General features: G+C 74.0%; 12 protein-coding genes, 1 tRNA gene and 1 pseudogene. 9 read left to right on the top strand and 5 right to left on the bottom strand.

The window, feature by feature from the left end:
• The first annotated feature begins 78 nt into the window (after positions 1 to 78).
• The 5 genes from ACZ3ZD_RS09575 to ACZ3ZD_RS09555 all read left to right on the top strand — a co-directional run bounded on the left by ACZ3ZD_RS09575 (position 79) and on the right by ACZ3ZD_RS09555 (position 3,499).
• Positions 79 to 564 (top strand): cation:proton antiporter regulatory subunit, encoded by a 486-nt coding sequence (locus ACZ3ZD_RS09575; protein WP_467395188.1) that lies wholly within the window; start codon positions 79 to 81, stop codon positions 562 to 564.
• Positions 565 to 569: 5 nt separating this feature from the next.
• A complete protein-coding gene (locus ACZ3ZD_RS09570) occupies positions 570 to 1,793 on the top strand; it encodes a cation:proton antiporter (protein WP_467395187.1) in 1,224 nt (407 codons plus the stop codon).
• A gap of 136 nt (positions 1,794 to 1,929) precedes the next feature.
• A complete protein-coding gene (locus ACZ3ZD_RS09565; RefSeq protein WP_467395186.1) occupies positions 1,930 to 2,547 on the top strand; it encodes a DedA family protein in 618 nt (205 codons plus the stop codon).
• Between the two features lie 86 nt (positions 2,548 to 2,633).
• A complete protein-coding gene (locus ACZ3ZD_RS09560; RefSeq protein WP_467395185.1) occupies positions 2,634 to 2,807 on the top strand; it encodes a CsbD family protein in 174 nt (57 codons plus the stop codon).
• A gap of 242 nt (positions 2,808 to 3,049) precedes the next feature.
• The gene (locus tag ACZ3ZD_RS09555) at positions 3,050 to 3,499 is read left to right on the top strand and encodes an ATP-binding protein (protein WP_467395184.1); all 450 of its coding nucleotides are present in this window, start codon (positions 3,050 to 3,052) and stop codon (positions 3,497 to 3,499) included.
• Positions 3,500 to 3,509: 10 nt separating this feature from the next.
• Here ACZ3ZD_RS09555 and ACZ3ZD_RS09550 read toward each other — a convergent pair whose 3' ends face one another.
• A complete protein-coding gene (locus tag ACZ3ZD_RS09550; protein WP_467395183.1) occupies positions 3,510 to 5,924 on the bottom strand; it encodes a PP2C family protein-serine/threonine phosphatase in 2,415 nt (804 codons plus the stop codon).
• 49 nt (positions 5,925 to 5,973) lie between these two features.
• Positions 5,974 to 10,233 (bottom strand): HAMP domain-containing protein, encoded by a 4,260-nt coding sequence (locus tag ACZ3ZD_RS09545; RefSeq protein WP_467395182.1) that lies wholly within the window; start codon positions 10,231 to 10,233, stop codon positions 5,974 to 5,976.
• A 365-nt stretch (positions 10,234 to 10,598) separates the two neighbouring features.
• Here ACZ3ZD_RS09545 and ACZ3ZD_RS09540 point away from each other — a divergent pair, with 365 nt between their 5' ends.
• From ACZ3ZD_RS09540 to fdh, 3 genes are all read left to right on the top strand, one after another.
• The gene (locus tag ACZ3ZD_RS09540; RefSeq protein ID WP_467395181.1) at positions 10,599 to 11,552 is read left to right on the top strand and encodes a 4Fe-4S dicluster domain-containing protein; all 954 of its coding nucleotides are present in this window, start codon (positions 10,599 to 10,601) and stop codon (positions 11,550 to 11,552) included.
• Complete coding sequence (gene nrfD / locus ACZ3ZD_RS09535; RefSeq protein WP_467395180.1) at positions 11,549 to 12,559, top strand: NrfD/PsrC family molybdoenzyme membrane anchor subunit; 1,011 nt, start codon at positions 11,549 to 11,551, stop codon at positions 12,557 to 12,559. The genes ACZ3ZD_RS09540 and nrfD overlap by 4 nt, the downstream gene beginning before the upstream one ends.
• Before the next feature lie 91 nt (positions 12,560 to 12,650).
• Positions 12,651 to 15,920 carry a formate dehydrogenase gene (gene fdh, locus ACZ3ZD_RS09530; protein ID WP_467395179.1) on the top strand — a complete coding sequence of 1,090 codons (3,270 nt, stop codon included), beginning with the start codon at positions 12,651 to 12,653 and terminating at the stop codon, positions 15,918 to 15,920.
• Positions 15,921 to 15,926: 6 nt separating this feature from the next.
• Here the strand turns inward: fdh and selD are convergent, their stop codons facing one another.
• On the bottom strand, positions 15,927 to 16,940 hold the full coding sequence (gene selD, locus ACZ3ZD_RS09525; RefSeq protein WP_467395178.1) for a selenide, water dikinase SelD: 1,014 nt from the start codon (positions 16,938 to 16,940) through the stop codon (positions 15,927 to 15,929).
• A gap of 37 nt (positions 16,941 to 16,977) precedes the next feature.
• Between selD and ACZ3ZD_RS09520 the strand changes: the two genes are divergently transcribed.
• A tRNA-Sec gene (locus ACZ3ZD_RS09520) sits at positions 16,978 to 17,070 on the top strand.
• Positions 17,071 to 17,105: 35 nt separating this feature from the next.
• Here ACZ3ZD_RS09520 and ACZ3ZD_RS09515 read toward each other — a convergent pair.
• Both ACZ3ZD_RS09515 and selA read right to left on the bottom strand, forming a co-directional pair.
• Positions 17,106 to 18,842, bottom strand: a pseudogene (locus ACZ3ZD_RS09515) (SelB domain-containing protein); the annotation flags it as partial.
• Entirely contained in the window at positions 18,842 to 20,218 is a 1,377-nt protein-coding gene (selA, locus tag ACZ3ZD_RS09510) for an L-seryl-tRNA(Sec) selenium transferase (protein ID WP_467395177.1), read from the bottom strand. The gene selA and the pseudogene ACZ3ZD_RS09515, both read right to left, overlap by 1 nt.
• Positions 20,219 to 20,226 lie beyond the last annotated feature (8 nt).

The raw sequence follows: 20,226 nt of genomic DNA, 5'->3' as shown, positions 1-20,226 counted from the left end.
CCAGGACGATCATTCGCCAGGGTAGGGTTCGATCAAAGACTTGGCCAAGAAGCGTTCAAGTCGGGCAGGGGGGTCGCCATGAGCGCCGCACGCACCAGCAGGACGCCGTTGCCGGGCATCGGTGTCCGGTACGACCTGACGACACGCGAACACCGCCACCTGTCGGTGGTGGCCCACCGGGACGGCTCGCGCACGGTCAGCGCCTACCGGCGGGACGATCCGGACGCCTGCGCGCTGTCGGTCCACCTCACCGGGCCGGAGGCGGAGGCGCTGGTGGACGCGCTGAAGCCGACCCACCACAGCCCCACCCTGCTGTCCACGACGGAGCTGGGCCTGGTCGCCGAGCGGATCGAGCTGTCGGCGGCCTCGCACTGGAACGGACGGCTGCTCGGCGACACCCGGATGCGCACCGAGACGGGCGTGTCCGTCGTGGCCGTGCTGCGCCGCGCCGAGGCGATCCCCTCCCCCGGCCCCGGCTACCGGCTGGCCGGCGGGGACACGCTGATCGTCATCGGCACCCGCGAGGGCGTCGACGCCGCGGCCGCGATACTCGGCCGGGAGTGATCCGGATGCACTCCTCCGCGGTCTTCCTGATCGAGTTCGGCGCGATCATCCTGGCCCTCGGCCTGCTGGGCCGGCTCGCCGCGCGCCTGCGCTTCTCCCCCATCCCGCTGTACCTGCTGGCCGGGCTGGCCTTCGGCGAGGGCGGGCTGCTGCCGCTCGGTGCCAGCGAGGAGTTCGTGGCCATCGGCGCCGAGATCGGCGTGGTCCTGCTGCTGCTCATGCTGGGCCTGGAGTACACGGCCGGCGACCTGGTCTCCCACCTCAGGACCCAGTATCCGGCCGGCCTCGTCGACGCCGCCCTCAACGCCCTGCCCGGCGCCGCCACGGCCCTGCTGCTGGGCTGGGGGCCGATCGCCGCCGTCGCGCTGGCCGGCATCACCTGGATCTCCTCCTCCGGCGTCATCGCCAAGGTCCTCGGCGACCTGGGCCGGATCGGCAACCGGGAGACACCGGTCATCCTCAGCATCCTGGTGCTGGAGGACCTGTCCATGGCGGTCTACCTGCCCGTCGTCACGGCCCTGCTCGCCGGTACCGGTTTCGCCGCCGGCAGCGTCACGCTGGCCGTCGCGCTCGGGGTGGCGGGCCTGGTGCTGCTGGTGGCGGTGCGCTACGGCCGGCACATCTCCCGGTTCGTCTCCACCGACGACCCCGAGAAGCTGCTGCTGGTCGTGCTCGGGCTGACGCTGCTGGTGGCCGGGGTCGCCCAGCAGCTCCAGGTGTCGGCGGCGGTCGGCGCGTTCCTGGTGGGCATCGCCCTGTCCGGGGAGGTCGCCGAGGGCGCGCACCATCTCCTCGCCCCGCTGCGGGACCTGTTCGCGGCGGTGTTCTTCGTCTTCTTCGGCCTGCACACCGATCCGGCGAGCATCCCGCCGGTGCTGCTGCCCGCGCTCGCCCTGGCCGTCGTCACCACGCTCACGAAGACCGCCACCGGCTACTGGGCGGCCCGCCGCGCGGGCATCTCGGCACCGGGCCGGTGGCGGGCCGGCGGCACCCTGGTCGCCCGCGGCGAGTTCTCCATCGTCATCGCGGGGCTCGCCGTCACCTCCGGCATCGACTCCGACCTCGGCCCCCTGGCCACCGCCTACGTCCTGCTCCTGGTCGTCCTCGGCCCCCTCACCGCCCGCTACACCGAGCCCCTCGCCCGACGCCTCACACCCCGCCGCCCCGGGCCGACGGCCCGCTCCTCCGACACCACCACCCCGGACCAGACCCCGGCCACCCACCCCTGACCCGGCCACCGCACCCACCCGCTCCCCTCCCCCGACCACCCGGCACACCCATCCGCCCGCCGGAACCGGCCCGCCGCCCCGGACGCCGCCACACCCCCGGGCCGGGGCGCCGCCCCGGCCGACGTACCGTGGAGGCATGTCCCCACCCCTTCCGGGGCCGCTCGCCGGTCTGGCGCCGTTGCTCGGCCACTACGGTTACTGGGCCGTGGGGGCCGTGATCTTCGTGGAGGACTTCGGGGTTCCCGCACCCGGCGAGACGATCCTGCTCGCCGCGGGCGTGTACGCCGGTGCCGGCCGGCTGGACATCGTGGCCGTGGGGCTCATCGCCTTCGTCGCGGCCGTCGCCGGGGACAACGTCGGCTATCTGATCGGCCGGGTCGGCGGGCGCGCCTTCGTGCACCGGTGGGGCAGATACGTCTTCCTGACCCCGAAGCGGTTCGAGGCCGCCGAGCAGTTCTTCGACCGGCACGGCGGCAAGATCGTGACGGTTGCCCGGTTCGTGGAGGGCCTGCGCCAGGCCAACGGCATCATCGCGGGCACGACCGGCATGCGCTGGCGCCGCTTCCTCGCCTGCAACGCCCTCGGCGCGGCCCTGTGGGTCGGTCTGTGGACCACCCTGGCCTACGTCGCGGGCAGCCACATCACCACCGTCTACGACGGGATCGGCCGCTACCAGCCGTACGTCCTGCTCGCCCTCGGCCTCGCCGTCGTGGCGTTGGTCGTACGGCACCTCCTACGGCGCCGTCGGCGCTGAACACCCGCCCGCCAGGTTTGGGCCTCGCCGGAGCGGCTATCCGAATGTCGACCACAGACCGCTTCTACGTGGGGATGTGACACGTGATGGCTGGCAGCAAGAAGGCCAAGGGCAAGACCGAGCAGGCCAAGGGCAAGCTCAAGGAAGCGGCGGGCCGCACCGTCGGAAACGAGCGCCTGGAGGCCGAGGGCCGTATGGAGGGCGCTCGCGGAGACGCCCAGCAGGCCAAGGAGAAGGCCAAGGACGTCTTCAAGCACTGAGACGTCTTCACGTACCGAGACGTCTGCGAGCACCGAGGCGTTGCGCCGATTCGGCCGCGGAACGGGCCCGGGGATCCAGCGAAGGCTGGTTGCCGGGCCCGTTCCGCTGTGTCCGCGGTCATCCGGAGGATTCCTCGGAAACCTCCCCTTGACCCGCGGCCCAGTGGGTAGCCGACCAGGGACGGCACGACCCCCTGTGCACAGGAAGGGCCCCTGACCCCAGAGGAAAAGGGCAACGAGGTATGGACATCCCGCTCAGGACCCACGCGACGTTGCAGGACCGCCCGGCGCCCCTGCGCTTCAGCCGCACCTGGGCCACCGGCGTCTCCGCCATCTCGGAGGCCAGAGACGCCGTCGCCGCCCTGCTGGACCGGGCGCGCCCCCTGCCCGGTCGACGGCCGGTGCAGGATGCCCAGCTCGTGGTGAGCGAACTGGTCACCAACGCGGCCAAGCACGCGCCCGGCCCCTGCGCCCTGCGCCTGGAACTGCTGCCCGACGCGACCGCGCTGCGCATCACCGTCACGGACACCTCCCCGGAGGCGCCGCAGCGCCGCCCGCCGGATCCCCGGCGGGTCGGCGGCCACGGCCTGCACCTCGTGGCGATGCTCTCGCGCGGCCTGGAGATCACCTGGCTGTCCCGCGGCAAGCGGGTCAGCGCGACGGTGCCGCTCGGCCCTGCCGCGGCCGGCTGAAAGAGAGGGCCTAGGCGACCCGGATGCCGACGATGCACGTGTCGTCGTCGGTGTCCGACCTGCTGTAGGTGAGCAGCCGGTCCAGTTGCTGGTCCAGGGTGCTGGGCGCCGCGCGCGCCGTGTCCAGCAGATGGGTGACGGACTCCTCCACCGAGCGGTCCCGGCGCTCGATCAGCCCGTCGGTGTACATCAGCAGGGTGTCCCCCGCGGCGAGCTGCAGCTCGGTCTCCTCGTAGCGCGCCTCCGGTACGGCGCCCAGCAGCAGCCCCGTGACCGGGGGCAGCGCGGTCGCGTCCGCCTCACGCACCAGCACCGGCGGCAGATGGCCCGCGCGCGCCCAGCGCAGGGTGCGCCGCTCGCGGTCGTACAGCCCGCACACGGCGGTCGCGGTGACGGCGCCCGTCAGATGGTGGGCGACGATGTTCAGCCAGGACAGCAGCTGTGCCGGGCCGGCGCCGGTCACCGCGAGGCCGCGCAGCGCGTTGCGCAGGACGACCATGCTGGTGGCGGCCTCTATGCCGTGCCCGGCGACGTCGCCGACGCACAGCAGGACCAGTCCGGAGGGCAGCACCACGGCGTCGTACCAGTCGCCTCCGACCAGGTGCTCGGTCTCGGCGGGCCGGTAGCGCACCGCGATCTGGAGGCCGGGCACCCTGAGCGGAGCCTGCGCCGGGGGCATGATGGCGTGCTGGAGCTGGAGCGTCAGCCGGTTGCGTTCCACGGCCTGCTGCTCGCTGTGGGCGAGCTGGTCGCGAGTGGCGGCGAGGGCCACCTCGGTCCAGTGCTGGGCGGAGATGTCCTGGTAGGCGCCGCGCAGCCCGAAGAGCTGCCCGACGGTGTCGAGGACGGGTTCGGCGACCACCCGGATGTGCCGGGTCACCCCGTCCGGGCGCAGCAGCCGGAAGGCGGCCGAGGCGGGCCGGCGGTGGTGCAGCAGGGTGCGCAGGAAGCGGCCCAGGGTGACGGCGTCGTCGGGGTGGGCGTGGGCCGGGAGGTCCTGCAGGGGCACCGGGGGGCTGGTGGGCGGGCGGCCGTAGAGGGTGAACAGCTGGCCGTTCCAGGTGATCTCGCCGGTGAGCAGATTCTCCTCGAAGCCGCCGATCCGGCCGAGCCGCTGGGCGTGCTGGAGCAGGCTGGCCAGGCGGGCCGTCTCGTCCTCGATGCGCCAGATGAGCAGCACGCTCGAACCGTGCCGGCTGACGCTGATGTCGGCGACGGCGGACAGCGGCACCTGGTCGACCAGGGCGGTCAGCCGCATCCGGCGGGCGCGGAACGGCTCGCCGGTGGCGTAGACCCGTTCCACCCGCTGGAACAGCTCGCTGTCGCCGGCGGCCATCGGGTAGGCCTCCAGCAGCAGGGCGCCGCCGACGACGGCCCGCGACCGGCCCGCCGGGTCCAGGAAGTGGCTGTTGACGTGCTGGATGCGGAAGTCGACCAGCTGTCCGGTGTCGTCGAGGTGCGGCACGAGCACCAGGGCCGGGTCGTGCAGCCCGTCCGCGAGGTCCATCAGCTCGACCACGTCGGGCAGCAGGCCGGTGTCCGGTCCGGCGCCGGAGGGCGCGGCGAAGGTCTCCAGGGTGTGCGCGCACAGCTCGGCGAGGGCCTCCACCTGCCGGATGACCGGGCGCGGCAGCGGCGCCTCCGGTGTGGGCCAGGCGATTTCCAGCACGCCGTGGATCCGGCCGCCCGTTCCGGCGGGCACGGCGATCCGCGCGCCGTCGGCGTACTCGCGCCGGCCGACCGTGGGCAGCCCGGACTCGGCGAGTGAGGGCAGCCACTGGCCGTCGGGCTCGGTCAGTCCCCGCCGGGCCACGGTGGCGACGTCGGGCGGTACGTAGCGCCAGCGGGCCGCCTCGCCCGGCGGGAAACCGGCGCTGCCCGCGAGGGTAAGCGAGCCGTCGGGACGGGCCGCCCAGATGGCCACGGCGGCCGCGCCCAGCGGGCGCAGGGCGTGTTCGAGCAGCGAGTCGGCCATGGCCTGGGTGTCGTGCGCGGCGGCCAGGACGCCGCTTTCGGCGGCGCGCAGCCGCACGGCGGCGGACTCCGTGACGGGCCGGTCCGGCCCAGCCGTCGCGGACAGGAACGCCTGGGTGACTTCCGCGACGCGGTCCCGGGCCGCCTGGTTGATGACCTCGACCGCGAACTCCAGCGGGGTCACCTGCGCCTGCTCGGCCAGTTCGGCGAGCTGGCGGGCGGCCTGGGCGGGGCCGCAGCCGAGGCGTTCGACCAGGATGCCCTTGGCCAGTTCGACCAGGGCCCGGCCCTCCGCCTCGGCCTGCGCCGCCCGGACCTCGCGGCGCAGCCGTTCCACGGTGGCGGCGAGCCGGCCCACCGAGGAGGTGGCGGGTGTGCCGGGCGGCGCCGCGTCGGTGGCGGGGAGTCGGGCGGGCACGCCGGCGGGCGTGCCCGGTTCATGGGTGGTCACCGGGTCGGTACTCCTCGGCCTGCGAAGGGGCGGGCGCGCTGTGCCGGGCTCATACGGGGAGCCAGCGCCGGACACAGGCGATGAGGTCGTGGGTGTCGACGGGCTTCGTGACGTAGTCGCTGGCCCCGGAGGCGATGCTCTTCTCCCGGTCGCCCTGCATCGCCTTGGCGGTCACGGCGATGATCGGCAGCTCCGCGTACTGCGGCATCCTGCGGATCTCGGCGGTGGCCGTGTAGCCGTCCATCTCGGGCATCATCACATCCATCAGGACGAGTTCGACGTCCTTGTTGTTCACCAGCGTGTCGATGCCCTTGCGCCCGTTCTCGGCGTGCAGGACGCGGAAGCCGTGCAGTTCGAGGATGCCGCTGAGGGCGAACAGGTTGCGGGCGTCGTCGTCGACGACGAGGACGGTACGGCCCCGGGTGTGCTCGTCGATCGGCTGGGGTGCGGCGAGCTGGGGGTCGTCGGCGCGGACCAGGGTGAGCACCTCGCCGGGTTCCTCGGCGGCCAGGTGCAGCGCGATCCGCTCGCGCAGCTCGTCCAGGCTGTACAGGTACTCCGGCGAACCGCCCGCGGTGTCCTCGGCGAGGGGCTCGGTGCGGTGCGAGACGTGCACCAGCACCGGGACGCCGGCCAGGGCCGAGTCGCCGCGCAGGGCGTCGAGGAAACGGGCCGACTCCCCGTCGGGCTGGCCGAGTTCCACGACGACGCAGTGGCAGGGCTCGGCGGCGAGGGCGCCGGCCGCCTCCTGGGCGCCGACCGCGGTGATGATGTCGACGGGCGTGCCGACGCCGTCGCGGCCGTGTTCCAGGTCCTTGACCACGCTCTCGGCGACCAGGGTCAGCAGTCCGCGGGGGCGCTCCTCCACGACGAGCAGGCGGCGCGCGCGCTGCCGTCCGGCGCCGGCCGGCGGCCGTCCGTCGGTGAGGGCGGGCCCGGGCGTGCCGTCGGCGCGTTCCTCGTCGCCCGACGGGCCCGGGTGGATACCGCGCGGGTGGTCGCCGAAGTCCGGCCGGGCGACCGGCAGGAAGAGGGTGAAGGTGCTGCCCTTGCCGGGGGTGCTGTCGACGGTGACGGCGCCGCCGAGCAGGTGGGCCATCTCCCGGGTGATGGACAGGCCGAGCCCGGTGCCGCCGTACTTGCGGCTCATGGTGCCGTCCGCCTGCTGGAAGGCGCCGAAGATGGTCTCCAGTTGCTGTTCGGGGATGCCGATGCCGGTGTCCTTGACCCGGAAGGCGACGATCGCGCTGCCCCGCACCACGCTGCCGGGCACCTCGCCGTCGGCGGCGGGTTCGACGCGCAGTTCCACTCCGCCCTGTTCGGTGAACTTCACCGCGTTCGACAGCAGGTTGCGCAGGATCTGCCGGAGCCGGGAGTCGTCGGTGAGCAGGTCTGCGGGGGCGCCGGCGGCCGTGGTGACGGCGAACTCCAGGCTCTTCTGCGAGGTCATCGGCCGGAACGTGGCCTCGACGTAGTCGATCAGCTGCCGCAGCGGGACGCGTTCCGGTGTCACGTCCATCTTGCCGGCCTCGACCTTGGACAGGTCCAGGATGTCGTTGATGAGCTGGAGCAGGTCGGAACCGGCCGAGTGGATGATGCCCGCGTACTCGACCTGCTTGGGGGTGAGGTTGCGGGAGGGGTTCTGGGCCAGCAGCTGGGCGAGGATGAGCAGGCTGTTGAGCGGGGTGCGCAGCTCGTGGCTCATGTTGGCGAGGAACTCGGACTTGTACTTGGAGGCGAGCGACAACTGCTGTGCGCGGGCCTCCAGTTCCTGCCGGGCCTGTTCGATCTGGAGGTTCTTCGCCTCGATGTCCCGGTTCTGCTCGGCCAGCAGGGAGGCCTTCTCCTCCAGTTCGGCGTTGGAACTCTGGAGTTCCTCCTGCCGGGCCTGCAACTCCGCGGACCGCGACTGCAGTTCGCTGGTGAGCCGCTGCGACTCCTGCAGCAGCTCGTCGGTGCGGGCGTTGGCGACGATGGTGTTGACGTTCACCCCGATGGTGTCCACCAGCTGCTGGAGGAATCCGCGCTGGACGGGGGTGAAGGGGCCGACGGAGGCCAGCTCGATCACGCCGAGGACCTGCTCCTCGAAGACGATGGGCAGCAGCAGCAGCGCGGCGGGCTCGATGTGTCCGAGGCCGGAGGAGATGGTGACGTAGCCGGGCGGCAGTTCGTCCACGGCGATGGTGCGGCGGCTGCGGGCGGCCTGGCCGACCAGGGAGCGGCCGAACGGGATGCGGACGGGCCGGGTGTCCTCCTCGGGCCGGCCGTAGGAGCCGACGAGCCGCAGCTCGGGTCCGGACGGGCCGTCCTCGGCGAGGTAGAAGGCGCCGTACTGGGCGGACACCTGCGGTACCAGCTCGTCCATGATGAGTTCGGCGACCACGGGCAGGTCGCGGTGGCCCTGCATGAGGCCGGAGATCCGGGCGAGGTTGGTCTTGAGCCAGTCCTGTTCCTGGTTGGCCCGGGTGGTCTCGCGCAGCGACTCCACCATGGAGTTGATGTTGTCCTTGAGGTCGGCGACCTCGCCGGAGGCGTCGACCGTGATCGACCGGGTCAGGTCGCCCTCGGCGACCGCGCTGGCCACGTCGGCGATGGCGCGGACCTGCCGGGTGAGGTTGCCGGCGAGTTCGTTGACGTTCTCCGTGAGCCGCTTCCAGGTGCCGGAGACCCCCTCGACCTCCGCCTGCCCGCCGAGCCGGCCCTCGGTGCCGACCTCGCGGGCCACGCGCGTGACCTCGTCGGCGAACGCGGAGAGCTGGTCCACCATCGTGTTGATGGTGGTCTTCAGCTCCAGGATCTCCCCGCGTGCGTCGACGTCGATCTTCTTCGAGAGGTCGCCCTTGGCCACGGCCGTGGTCACGAGCGCGATGTTGCGCACCTGACCGGTGAGGTTGTTGGCCATGCTGTTGACGTTGTCGGTGAGGTCCTTCCAGGTGCCGGCGACGTGCGGCACGTGCGCCTGCCCGCCGAGCCGGCCCTCGGTGCCCACCTCGCGGGCCACCCGGGTGACCTCGTCGGCGAACGCGGACAGCGTGTCGACCATGGTGTTGATGACGTCGGCGAGGGCGGCGACCTCACCCTTGGCCTCGACGGTGATCTTCTGGGAGAGGTCGCCCTTGGCCACGGCGGTGGCGACCTGGGCGATGGAGCGGACCTGGCCGGTGAGGTTGGAGGCCATCACGTTGACGTTGTCGGTGAGGTCCTTCCAGGTGCCGGCGACCCCGCGCACCTGCGCCTGCCCGCCGAGCCGGCCCTCGGTGCCCACCTCGCGGGCCACCCGGGTGACCTCGTCGGCGAACGCGGACAGCTGGTCGACCATCGTGTTGATGGTGTTCTTCAGCTCCAGGATCTCGCCGCGCGCGTCCACCGTGATCTTCTGCGACAGGTCGCCCTGCGCCACGGCGGTGGCGACCTGGGCCACGTTGCGCACCTGGGCCGTCAGGTTCCCGGCCATGAAGTTCACCGAGTCCGTCAGGTCCCGCCAGGTGCCCTTGACGCCCTTGACGTCCGCCTGCCCGCCGAGCCGGCCCTCGGTGCCCACCTCGCGGGCCACCCGGGTGACCTCGTCGGCGAACGCCGAGAGCTGGTCCACCATCGTGTTGATGGTGCTCTTCAGCTCCAGGATCTCCCCGCGCGCGTCCACCGTGATCTTCTGCGACAGGTCGCCCTGCGCCACCGCGGTCGTCACCTGGGCCACGTTGCGCACCTGGGCCGTCAGGTTCCCGGCCATGAAGTTCACCGAGTCGGTCAGATCGCGCCAGACACCGGCGACGCCGGGCACCTGCGCCTGACCCCCCAGGCGGCCCTCCGTGCCGACCTCGCGCGCGACCCGGGTCACCTCGTCGGCGAACGCGGACAGCTGGTCGACCATCGTGTTGACGGTCTCCTTCAGCTGGAGGATCTCGCCCCGGGCGGGCACGTCGATCTTCTGGGACAGGTCGCCCTTGGCCACGGCGGTGGCGACCTGGGCGATGTCGCGGACCTGCGTGGTGAGGTTGCCGGCCATCGCGTTGACGGAGTCCGTCAGGTCGGCCCAGGTGCCGGAGACGCCCGGTACCTGCGCCTGTCCGCCGAGGGTGCCCTCGGTGCCGACCTCACGGGCCACCCGGGTGACTTCCGAGGTGAACACGGACAACTGGTCGACCATGCCGTTGAAGACGGTGGCGATGTCGCCCATCAGTCCGCTGGAGTCGTCCGGCAGCCGGGTGCCGAAGTCCCCGTCGCGCACCGCGGTGAGGCCCGCGAGCAGTCTTCTCAGTTCGTGGTCACCCGGGACCGTGTCGGTCGTCCCGGTCGCCTTGCCGGCCATGCGCACCCTCGATCCGCTCCCCTAGAGTCCTCACCCCGAGGACTCGGAACCGCGGCCGGGAAGCTCGTTGCGACCCGGCCGTTGGCGTGTGCATTTCCGCAGTTCACGGATTTGCATGATGAGAAAAATACGCCGCAGGCTAACCCACCTTCACTGCCAGGGTCACCGCATCCGGCCAACCCTCGCCGATCACCGAACTCATGGCCTCACGGCAGGTGTGAGATCCCATGGGCCGGGTAGATGCGACAGTTTGCCCAAGGGTTCGGGTAAGGGGCGCCGGGCCGGGCGGGCGGAGCCGGGGCGCCCGTGCCAGGCTCGAAGCAGGGCACCGGAGGTGCGGGGGGCCGGCGGGTGAGGAGGACGGCATGGGCGACGGCACCGAGGACCGCGGCAACGCGCTGTACGGCCCGCAGCCGGACGTGTCCGGGGCCTCCGGCTGGCAGGACGCGCCGCCGCGAGTGGGCTTCTTCACAGACACCTCCGTGTGCATCGGCTGCAAGGCCTGCGAGGTGGCCTGCAAGGAGTGGAACGCGATCCCGGAGGACGGCCTGGCGCTGACCGGCATGTCCTACGACAACACGCGCGGCCTCGGCGCCGACACCTGGCGGCACGTGGCCTTCATCGAACAGCGCAGGGCCGACGCCGGCCCGCAGCCGGAGACCCCCCACGAGGGCGACGGCGAGGACGCGTCCGGTGTCGACGTGTTCGCCGCCGCCGGGCGGATCTCCCCGGTGTCCCCCGAGGGCCGGCCGGAACTGCGCTGGCTGATGGCCTCCGACGTGTGCAAGCACTGCACGCACGCCGCCTGCCTGGACGTCTGCCCCACGGGCTCGCTGTTCCGCACCGAGTTCGGCACGGTCGTCGTCCAGGAGGACATCTGCAACGGCTGCGGCTACTGCGTGCCGGCCTGCCCGTACGGCGTGATCGACCAGCGCAAGGAGGACGGCCGGGCGTGGAAGTGCACCCTGTGCTACGACCGGCTCGGCGTCGGCATGGAGCCCGCCTGCGCCAAGGCCTGCCCGACGGACTCCATCCAGTTCGGCCCACTGGACGAACTGCGGGACCGGGCGCGGGACCGGGTGGCGCGGTTGCACGCGGCCGGCGTGACCGACGCCCGCCTGTACGGCGAGAGCCCCGACGACGGGGTCGGCGGCGCGGGCGCGTTCTTCCTGCTGCTGGACGAGCCCGAGGTGTACGGCCTGCCCCCGGACCCGGTGGTCACCACCCGGGACCTGCCCGCCATGTGGCGGCAGGCGGCCCTGGCCGCCGTCTCGCTGGCCGCGCTCGCGGTCGGGAGTTTCGCGAGGAGGCCGCGATGAGCGGGTCGGACGTCACCCGGGGCGGCGTGCGGCGCGCCCGGCCCGGCCGGGAGGCGGTGACCGGCGCCCAGGCGGGCCGCCGCAGGGGACGGCGGCGCCGGGGCGAGCAACCGGTGGTACCGGAGGCGGAGTTCTCGTCGTACTACGGCATGCCCGTGCTCAACAGGCCGACCTGGCAGGCGCTGGACATCGCCGGATACCTGTACCTCGGCGGGCTGGCCGGGGCGTCCTCGCTGCTGGCGGCCGGCGGCCGGCTGACCGGGCGGCCGGGGCTCGCGGTACCGGCCACGTTCGGGGCGGCCGGCGCCATCTCGCTCTCCCTGGCGGCGCTCGTGCACGACCTGGGCCGGCCGGCCCGGTTCCTGAACATGCTCAGGGTGTTCAAGCCCACCTCGCCCATGAGCGTGGGCTCCTGGCTGCTGGCGGCCTACGCGCCGCTGACCCTGACCGCCGCGGCCACCGAGGTGGCGGGCCGGTTCCGGCTGCTGGGCTCGGCCGCGACGGCGGCCGCCGCCGTGCTCGGGCCGGGCGTGGCGACGTACACCGCGGTGCTGCTCGCGGACACGGCGGTGCCGTCCTGGCACGAGGGGCACCGGCAGCTGCCGTACGTCTTCGCGGGTTCCGCCGCGACCGCCGCGGCCGGCCTCGCGCTCACCACGGCTCCCGTGGCCGAGGCGGGCCCCGCCCGCCGGCTCGCCGCGCTCGGGGCCGCGCTGGAGCTGGGCGCCTTCCAGCTCATGAAGCGGCGCATGGGCCTGGCCACCGAGCCCTACGAGCAGGGTGGGCCGCGCCTGCTGCTGCGGGCGGCGGAGGCCCTCACGGCGGGCGGCGCCGCCCTGGCGCTCTGCTCCGGGCGGCGCCGGGGGCTCGCCGTTGCGGCCGGGGCGGCACTGCTGACCGGTTCGGCGGCGCTGCGTTTCGCCGTGTTCCACGCCGGTGTGGCCTCCGCCGAGGACCCGAAGTACACGGTCGTACCGCAGCGGGAGCGCCTGCCGGCCACCGGCTGACCGCCCCGCCGGACCGTCCGGCCCCGCCCGGCAGGGGATGCCGTGCGCGTGCGGCGGGGGGAGAATCGGGACAGCGAGGGAGGAGCACGTCGTGGGCGTACGCACCTGGATCGGCTCCTGGCCGGTCTACCGGCAGCTCACGGGCACGGACCCGCTCGGCCGGGGCGCCGCCGCGCGCAGTGGGCGCAGCGCGCGCCTGACCCCGCGGGTGGCCGCGGCCGACCGGGTGGTGAAGTCCGTCTGCCCGTACTGCGCGGTCGGCTGCGGCCAGAACGTGTACGTGCAGGACGGCGAGGTCACCCAGATCGAGGGCGACCCGGACTCCCCGATCTCGCGCGGCCGGCTGTGCCCGAAGGGCGCGGCCAGCCTCCAGCTGACCACCGGGGACGCCCGCGAGTACCGGGTCCTCTACCGGCGCCCGCACGGCACCGGGTGGGAACGGCTGGACCTGGACCGGGCGATGGACATGATCGCCGACCGGGTGATCGCGGCCCGCCGGGCCGGCTGGCAGTGGGAGGTCGACGAGACCCGCACCCGGCGCACCCTGGGCATCGCCAGCCTGGGCGGAGCCACCCTCGACAACGAGGAGAACTACCTCCTCAAGAAGCTGTTCACCGCGCTGGGGGCGATCCAGATCGAGAACCAGGCGCGTGTTTGACACTCCTCCACCGTTCCCGGTCTGGGAACCTCGTTCGGCCGCGGCGGCGCGACCACCTTCCAGCAGGACCTGCAGAACGCGGACTGCATCGTCATCCAGGGCTCGAACATGGCCGAGTGCCATCCGGTCGGGTTCCAGTGGGTGATGGAGGCCAAGGCCCGCGGTGCGAAGGTGATCCACGTCGATCCGCGCTTCACGCGCACCAGCGCGCTCGCCGACGTGCACGTGCCGCTGCGCGCGGGCACGGACATCGCCTTCCTCGGCGGGATCGTCCATTACGTGCTCCAGCAGGAGAAGTACTTCCGCGAGTACATCGTGGCGTACAGCAACGCGCCGGTGATCCTGCGGGAGGACTTCCGGGACACCGAGGACCTCGCCGGTGTCTTCTCCGGCCTGGACACCGGCACCCGCACCTACGACAACACCAGCTGGCAGTACGAGGGCACCGAGGTGCAGGCGGCCTCCGGCGAACGGGACCAGGAGTACGACGACCGCACCGGCGGCGGCAGTTCGATCGCCGAGGCGGCGCGCGGCGAGGCGCACGGATCCGGCGGAGCGGACATCGGCGAGGGCGAGCCGGAACGGGACGAGACGCTGACCCACCCGCGCTGCGTCTTCCAGGTGTTGCGGCGGCACTACGCCCGGTACACGCCCGAGCTGGTCGAGCAGGTCTGCGGGGTGCCGCAGGAGCTGTTCCGCCGGGTGTGCGAGCTGGTCACGGAGAACTCCGGACGCGACCGGACGACGGCCTTCGCCTACGCCGTCGGCTGGACGCAGCACACGGTGGGGGTGCAGAACATCCGGGCGGCCTCCGTCCTGCAGACGCTGCTCGGCAACATCGGCCGGCCCGGCGGCGGCATCCTCGCGCTGCGCGGGCACGCCTCCATCCAGGGGTCCACGGACATCCCGACCCTGTTCAACCTGCTGCCCGGTTACATCCCGATGCCGCACGCCCACTGGAACGAGGACCTGGAGGCGTTCGTCACGGCCGAGGCGGCCCGCAAGGGTTATTGGGGCAACATGCGCGCGTACCTGGTGAGCCTGCTCAAGGCGTACTGGGGTGACGCGGCGACGCCGGAGAACGACTTCTGCTTCGACTACCTGCCCCGGCTGACCGGCTCCCACTCGACGTACGAGACGACGATGGCCCAGCTGGACGGCGTCTGCAAGGGCTACTTCCTGCTCGGTGAGAACCCTGCGGTGGGCAACGCCGACTCCAAGCTGATGCGGCTCGGCATGGCCCGCCTGGACTGGCTGGTCGTGCGGGACTTCTCGCTCATCGAGTCGGCGACCTGGTGGCGGGACGGGCCGGAGACCGAGACCGGGGAGCTGCGCACCGAGGACATCGGCACCGAGGTGTTCTTCCTGCCGGCCGCCGCGCACACCGAGAAGGACGGCAGCTTCACCAACACCCAGCGGCTGCTCCAGTGGCACCACCAGGCGGTCGAACCGGCCGGCGACGCGCGCAGCGAGCTGTGGTTCGCCTACCACCTGGGCCGGATCATCCGGGAGAAACTTGCCGCCTCCACGGACGAGATGGACCGGCCGGTGCTCGACCTCGCCTGGGACTACCCGGTGAAGGGCCGGCTCGCCGAACCGGACGCGGAGGCGGTCCTGGCCGAGATCAACGGCCGGGACGCCGAGGGCCGTCCGCTCTCCTCGTACGAGCAGCTGAAGCCGGACGGCTCGACGGCGTGCGGCTGCTGGATCTACTGCGGTGTGTACGCCGACGGCGTCAACCAGGCGGCCCGCCGCAAGCCGGGCGGCGAGCAGGACTGGGTGGCCGCCGAGTGGGCGTGGGCCTGGCCGGCCAACCGGCGGATCCTGTACAACCGTGCCTCCGCCGACCCGGCGGGCAGGCCGTGGAGCGAGCGCAAGGCACTGGTGTGGTGGGACCCGGACCGGGGCGAGCGGGGCGAGTGGACGGGGCACGACGTGCCCGACTTCAAGAAGGACAAGGCGCCGGACCACGAGCCGCCCGAGGGCGCGACCGGACCGGAGGCCCTGTCCGGCACGGATCCGTTCATCATGCAGGCCGACGGCAAGGCCTGGCTGTACGTGCCGTCCGGGCTGACCGACGGGCCGCTGCCGGCGCACTACGAGCCGCAGGACTCCCCCTTCCGGAACCTGGTGCACGACCAGCAGCGCAATCCGGTACGGCAGTTGCTGCGGCCGCACCCGGACAACCGCTACCAGCCGAGCGGCGACGAACCCGGCGCCGGGGTGTTCCCGTACGTGGCCACCACCTACCGGCTGACCGAGCACCACACGGCGGGCGGCATGTCCCGCTGGCAGCCGTACCTGGCGGAGCTGCAGCCGGAGTTCTTCTGCGAGGTGTCCCCGGAGCTGGCCGCCGAGCGGGGCCTGGCGCACACCGGGTGGGCGACGATCGTCAGCGCGCGGGGCGTGATCGAGGCGCGGGTGCTGGTCACCGACCGGATGGCCCCGCTGACCGTGCACGGCCGCCGGCTGCTCCAGGTGGGGCTGCCGTACCACTGGGGTCCGAACGGCTACAGCACCGGGGACGCGGCCAACGAGCTGCTGCACCTGTCCCTGGATCCGAACACGCACATCCAGGAGACGAAGGCGTTCGCCGTCGACGTCCGCCCGGGGCGGCGCCCCCGGGGCCCGGCCGCGGTCGCGCTGGTGCGGGCGTACCGGATCCGGGCGGGTATCGACGAGCACACCGGCAGGGAGCCGTGAGCGGCCCTACCCGAGGACGACGGAGTGGGTGCCGCGCGGCACCAGCTCCCCGATCACCGGTGCACCGGGCACCTCCCCGGCGACGAGCAGCCCGCCGGAGGTCTGCGCGTCGGCGAGCAGCAGCCGGGTGGCCTCGTCGGTGGTCCCGAAGTCGGTGTGCGGTGCGACCCACTCCAGGTTGCGCCGGGTGCCGCCGCTGACGTACCCGTCCCGTACGGCCTCCCGGGCGCCCTCCAGGTAGGGGACGGCGGCGGTGTCGAGCACGGCGCTCACGCCGGAGGCGCGGGCCAGTTTGTGCAGGTGGCCGAGGAGGCCGAAGCCGGTGACGTCGGTGGCGCACTCGGCGCCGGCGGCCAGCGCGGCTTCGGCGGCCTCCCGGTTGAGGGCGGTCATCGTGGCGACGGCGTGCGCGAACCGCTCGCCGGTGGCCTTGTGCCGGTTGTTCAGGACGCCGAGGCCCAGCGGCTTGGTCAGGGTCAGCGGCAGCCCGGGCCGGCCGGCGTCGTTGCGCAGCAGCCGGCGGGGGTCGGCGAGGCCGGTGACGGCCATGCCGTACTTGGGTTCCGGGTCGTCCACGCTGTGCCCGCCGCCGACGTGGCAGCCGGCCTCGGTGGCGGTGTCCAGTCCGCCGCGCAGCACCTCGCGGGCGAGGTCGAACGGGAGCCGGTCGCGGGGCCAGGCGAGCAGGTTGACGGCGAGGACGGGCCGGCCGCCCATCGCGTACACGTCGGAGAGGGCGTTGGCGGCGGCGATCCGGCCCCAGTCGTAGGGGTCGTCGACGACCGGGGTGAAGAAGTCGGCCGTGCACACCAGGGCGGTCCCCCGGTGGGTGACCACGGCCGCGTCGTCGCCGGTGGCGAGGCCGACGAGCAGCGGGGTGTCGCCGCCGGCGGGCGGCGCGGCGGTCAGCCCGGCGAGCACCTCCTCCAGCTCACCGGGCGGGATCTTGCAGGCGCAGCCGCCGCCGTGGGCGAACTGCGTGAGCCGTACGGGCGTCCGATGCGCCGGTGTCGTCGTCATACCGGTTGTCTCCTGGGGCAGTAGCCTGGCGTGCGGTGGAGGCGTGTGGGTGCCTGGTGGCCCTCCCGGTCTTCAAAACCGAGGTGCCCGAGGATCTCGGGCAGGCGGGTTCGATTCCCGTCCGCCTCCGCTCGGCTCCCCCGTGCGGCAGCGTCGGCGCTGGTCGTCCACCCGCTCGGTGAGTCCCCGGGCGTCGAGGAACTCCAGCAGCGGTACGGCGACCCGGCGGGTGGTGTCCAGCGCGTGCCGGGCCTCGCTGAGCGTGAACGGCTGCGGCAGCGCGCGCAGCACGGCGGCGGCCTCGGTGTCCGCGCCGGGGAGCAGCACGATCCCGTCGGCGATCCGCAGCAGCGCGCCGGCGGCCGCCGCAGCGGCCAACGCCCGGCGGTCCAGGCCCAGTTCGGCGAGCCGTCCGGCTTCGGGGGCCCGGAACCGGGTGCGGTCGAGGTCGCGGCGCAGGGCGTCCACGGCCGCGCGGACGGGTGCGGGCAGGGCGGGCCGGAGGCCCTCCGCGGTGTGCAGGCGGCCCTGCCGGGCGTGCACCCCGGGCAGCGCCGCGGCCAGCGCGTCGACCAGGGCGCGGTCGGGCAGGCCGAGCAGCCGGCGGGCCGCCTCGGTGGGCAGGCCGGGCTCCAGCGGATGGGCGCGGGCGTGCTCCAGGGCCCGGTCGGCCAGCCGGTCCTTCAGGGCGTTCCAGTGCGCGGGGTCGGCCAGCCAGTCGCCGGTGACGGGCTCGCCGGGCACCGGGACGCCCATCGCCCGCAGGTCGGCGCGCCGGACCAGCTTCCGGCGGCGCAGCTCGGCGGCGCCGTCCGGGCGGCCGGTCATCGTGGCCAGCTCGGCCGCGCGGGCCCGGCCGGCGCCGCGCCGGGTCAGCCGGGGCGGCCGCACGTCCAGCACGGTGACCCCGCAGGGCGTGCGGGTGCCGCCGGGTTCCCGCAGGACCGCGCGGTCGCCGGCCCGCAGAGGCAGGGCCCGGCGCAGGGTGAGCCGGGCGGTGTCCGGGCCGAGCGGGCGGACGGTCACCGGTACCGCGGCCGTCCCGATGTGCAGGGTGACGCACCGGGGCAGGTCGGCCACCGGCTCCCCGGTCACCCGTACGTCGGCGGCCTCGGTGCTCAGCCAGCGGTCCGGGGTGAGCAGCACCTGTCCACGGCCCAGGGTGGTGTCGCCCCGGCCGTGCACGTTGACGGCGACGCGGGCCACCGCGGCGACGGCCGTCCGCTCCTCGTGCAGGCTCTGCAGGCCGCGCACCCGCAGGACGGCCGTTCCGTCCGCGGTGACCAGCCGGTCGCCGACCCGCAGGGTGCCGGCGCCGAGGGTGCCGGTGACCACCGTGCCGTGGCCGTGGACGGTGAACGCCCGGTCCAGCCAGAGGCGTACGTCGGCTTCGGTGTCGGGCGGGGGCAGGGTGTCCGCGAGCCCGGCCAGTTCGGTGCGCAGGGCGTCGAGGCCGGCCCCGGTGACCGCGCTGACGGCGGCGTGGGACACCCTGCCGAGGGAGGTGGCGGCCAGCCGTTCCACGGCGTCGGCGCGCACCGGCCGCGGGTCGGCGAGGTCGCTGCGGGTCACCGCGAGGACGGCGTGCCGGACGCCGAGCGCGTCGAGGATGGCCAGGTGCTCCTCGGACTGGGGCTGCCAGCCCTGGTCGGCGGCGACGACGAAGAGCACGGCGGGGACGGGGCCGACACCGGCCAGCATCGTCGGTACGAACCGCTCGTGGCCGGGCACGTCCACGAAGGCCAGGTGGTCGCCGCCGAGGCGGGTCCACACGAAGCCCAGGTCCAGGGTGAGGCCCCGGCGGCGCTCCTCCTCGTACCGGTCGGGCTCCATGCCGGTGAGGGCGCGGACCAGCGCGGACTTACCGTGGTCGACGTGGCCGGCGGTGGCGAGGACCCGCATCACGGCCGCCCCTCCGCTCGGGCCCGGGCCGACCGTACGGCCTCGGACAGCCGGTCGTCGTCCGCCGGCGGCACCGCCCTGAGGTCCAGCAGGCAGCGGCCCGCCTCCAGGCGTCCGACGACCGGGGTACGGCCGGTGCGCAGGGCGGGGGCGTACGGCTCGGGCAGGGACAGCGCGGCGCTGGCCAGGGTGACGCCGGGTGCGCCGCCACCGCCGACCGTGGCCGCGCTGTCGACGGCCCGTACGTCGATCCCGTCGGCGGCCAGCGCGGCGGCGAGCCGCTCGGCGCGGGCGCCGAGCGTGTCCGGGTCGGCGGTGAGGGCGAGGGCGGTCGGGGTGGGCGGGCCGGTGAGGGTGGCCTCCAGGGCGGCCAGGGTCAGCTTGTCGACGCGCAGGGCGCGGGCCAGCGGGTGCCGGGCGAGGGCGCGGACCAGGTCGGCCCGGCCGAGCAGGAGCCCGCACTGGGGTCCGCCGAGCAGTTTGTCGCCGCTCGCGGTGACGAGCGCGGCGCCGGCCCGCAGCTGGGTGTCGGCGTCGGGCTCCGCGGGCAGCGCCGGGTGCGGGGCGAGCAGCCCGGAGCCGATGTCGACGACGACCGGGACGCCGAGGCCGGTGAGTTCGGCGACCTCGGCGGAGCGGGTGAAGCCGGTGATCCGGAAGTTGGACGGGTGGACCTTGAGCACGAAGCCGGTGTCCGGCCCGGTCACGGCCGCGTAGTCGGCGGGGGTGGTGCGGTTGGTCGTACCGACCTCGCGGAGCCGGGCGCCGGTGGCGACGAGCAGGTCGGGCAGGCGGAAGCCGTCGCCGATCTCCACCATCTCGCCCCGGCTGACGACGATCTCCCGGCCGGCCGCGAGCGCGGTGGCGGCCAGGACGAGCGCGGCGGCCCCGTTGTTGACGACGTGCACGGCGCCGGCGGCGGGCACGCGGGCGTGCAGGGCGGCGAGCGCGGAGCGTCCCCGGCGCGCCCGTACCCCCGTCGTCAGGTCGAGTTCCACGTCCGTGGGTCCGGCCGCCTCCAGGACCGCCTGCCGGGCGGCCGCGGACAGCGCGGCCCGGCCGAGGTTGGTGTGCAGCAGCACCCCCGTGGCGTTGATCACCGGGTGCAGGCCGCCCGCGGTGCCGGGCAGCAGGTCCAGGACGGTCTGCGGGACCTGTTCGGGCGGGATGGCGCCCGCGCGGGCCCGTTCCTGCGCCTGGCGTACGGCGGCCTTCACCCGGTGCGGGCCGAGCCGGTCCACGGCCGCGGCCAGCAGGGGGTCGCGCAGCAGTGCGTCGGTGCGCGGGATGCGGCGGCGTGCGTCGGCCTGCGGCTCGTCCGGCGCGCGGCGCGCGGTGGTGTCGCCCGTGCTTGCTGGTACCGGCCGCTGTTCCATGCCGTCCC

The sequence above is a fragment of the Streptomyces sp. NPDC023481 genome, assembly GCF_055560195.1.
The sequence above is the reverse complement of the archived record's forward strand: the minus strand, read 5'-3'. Positions and strand labels throughout refer to the sequence as shown.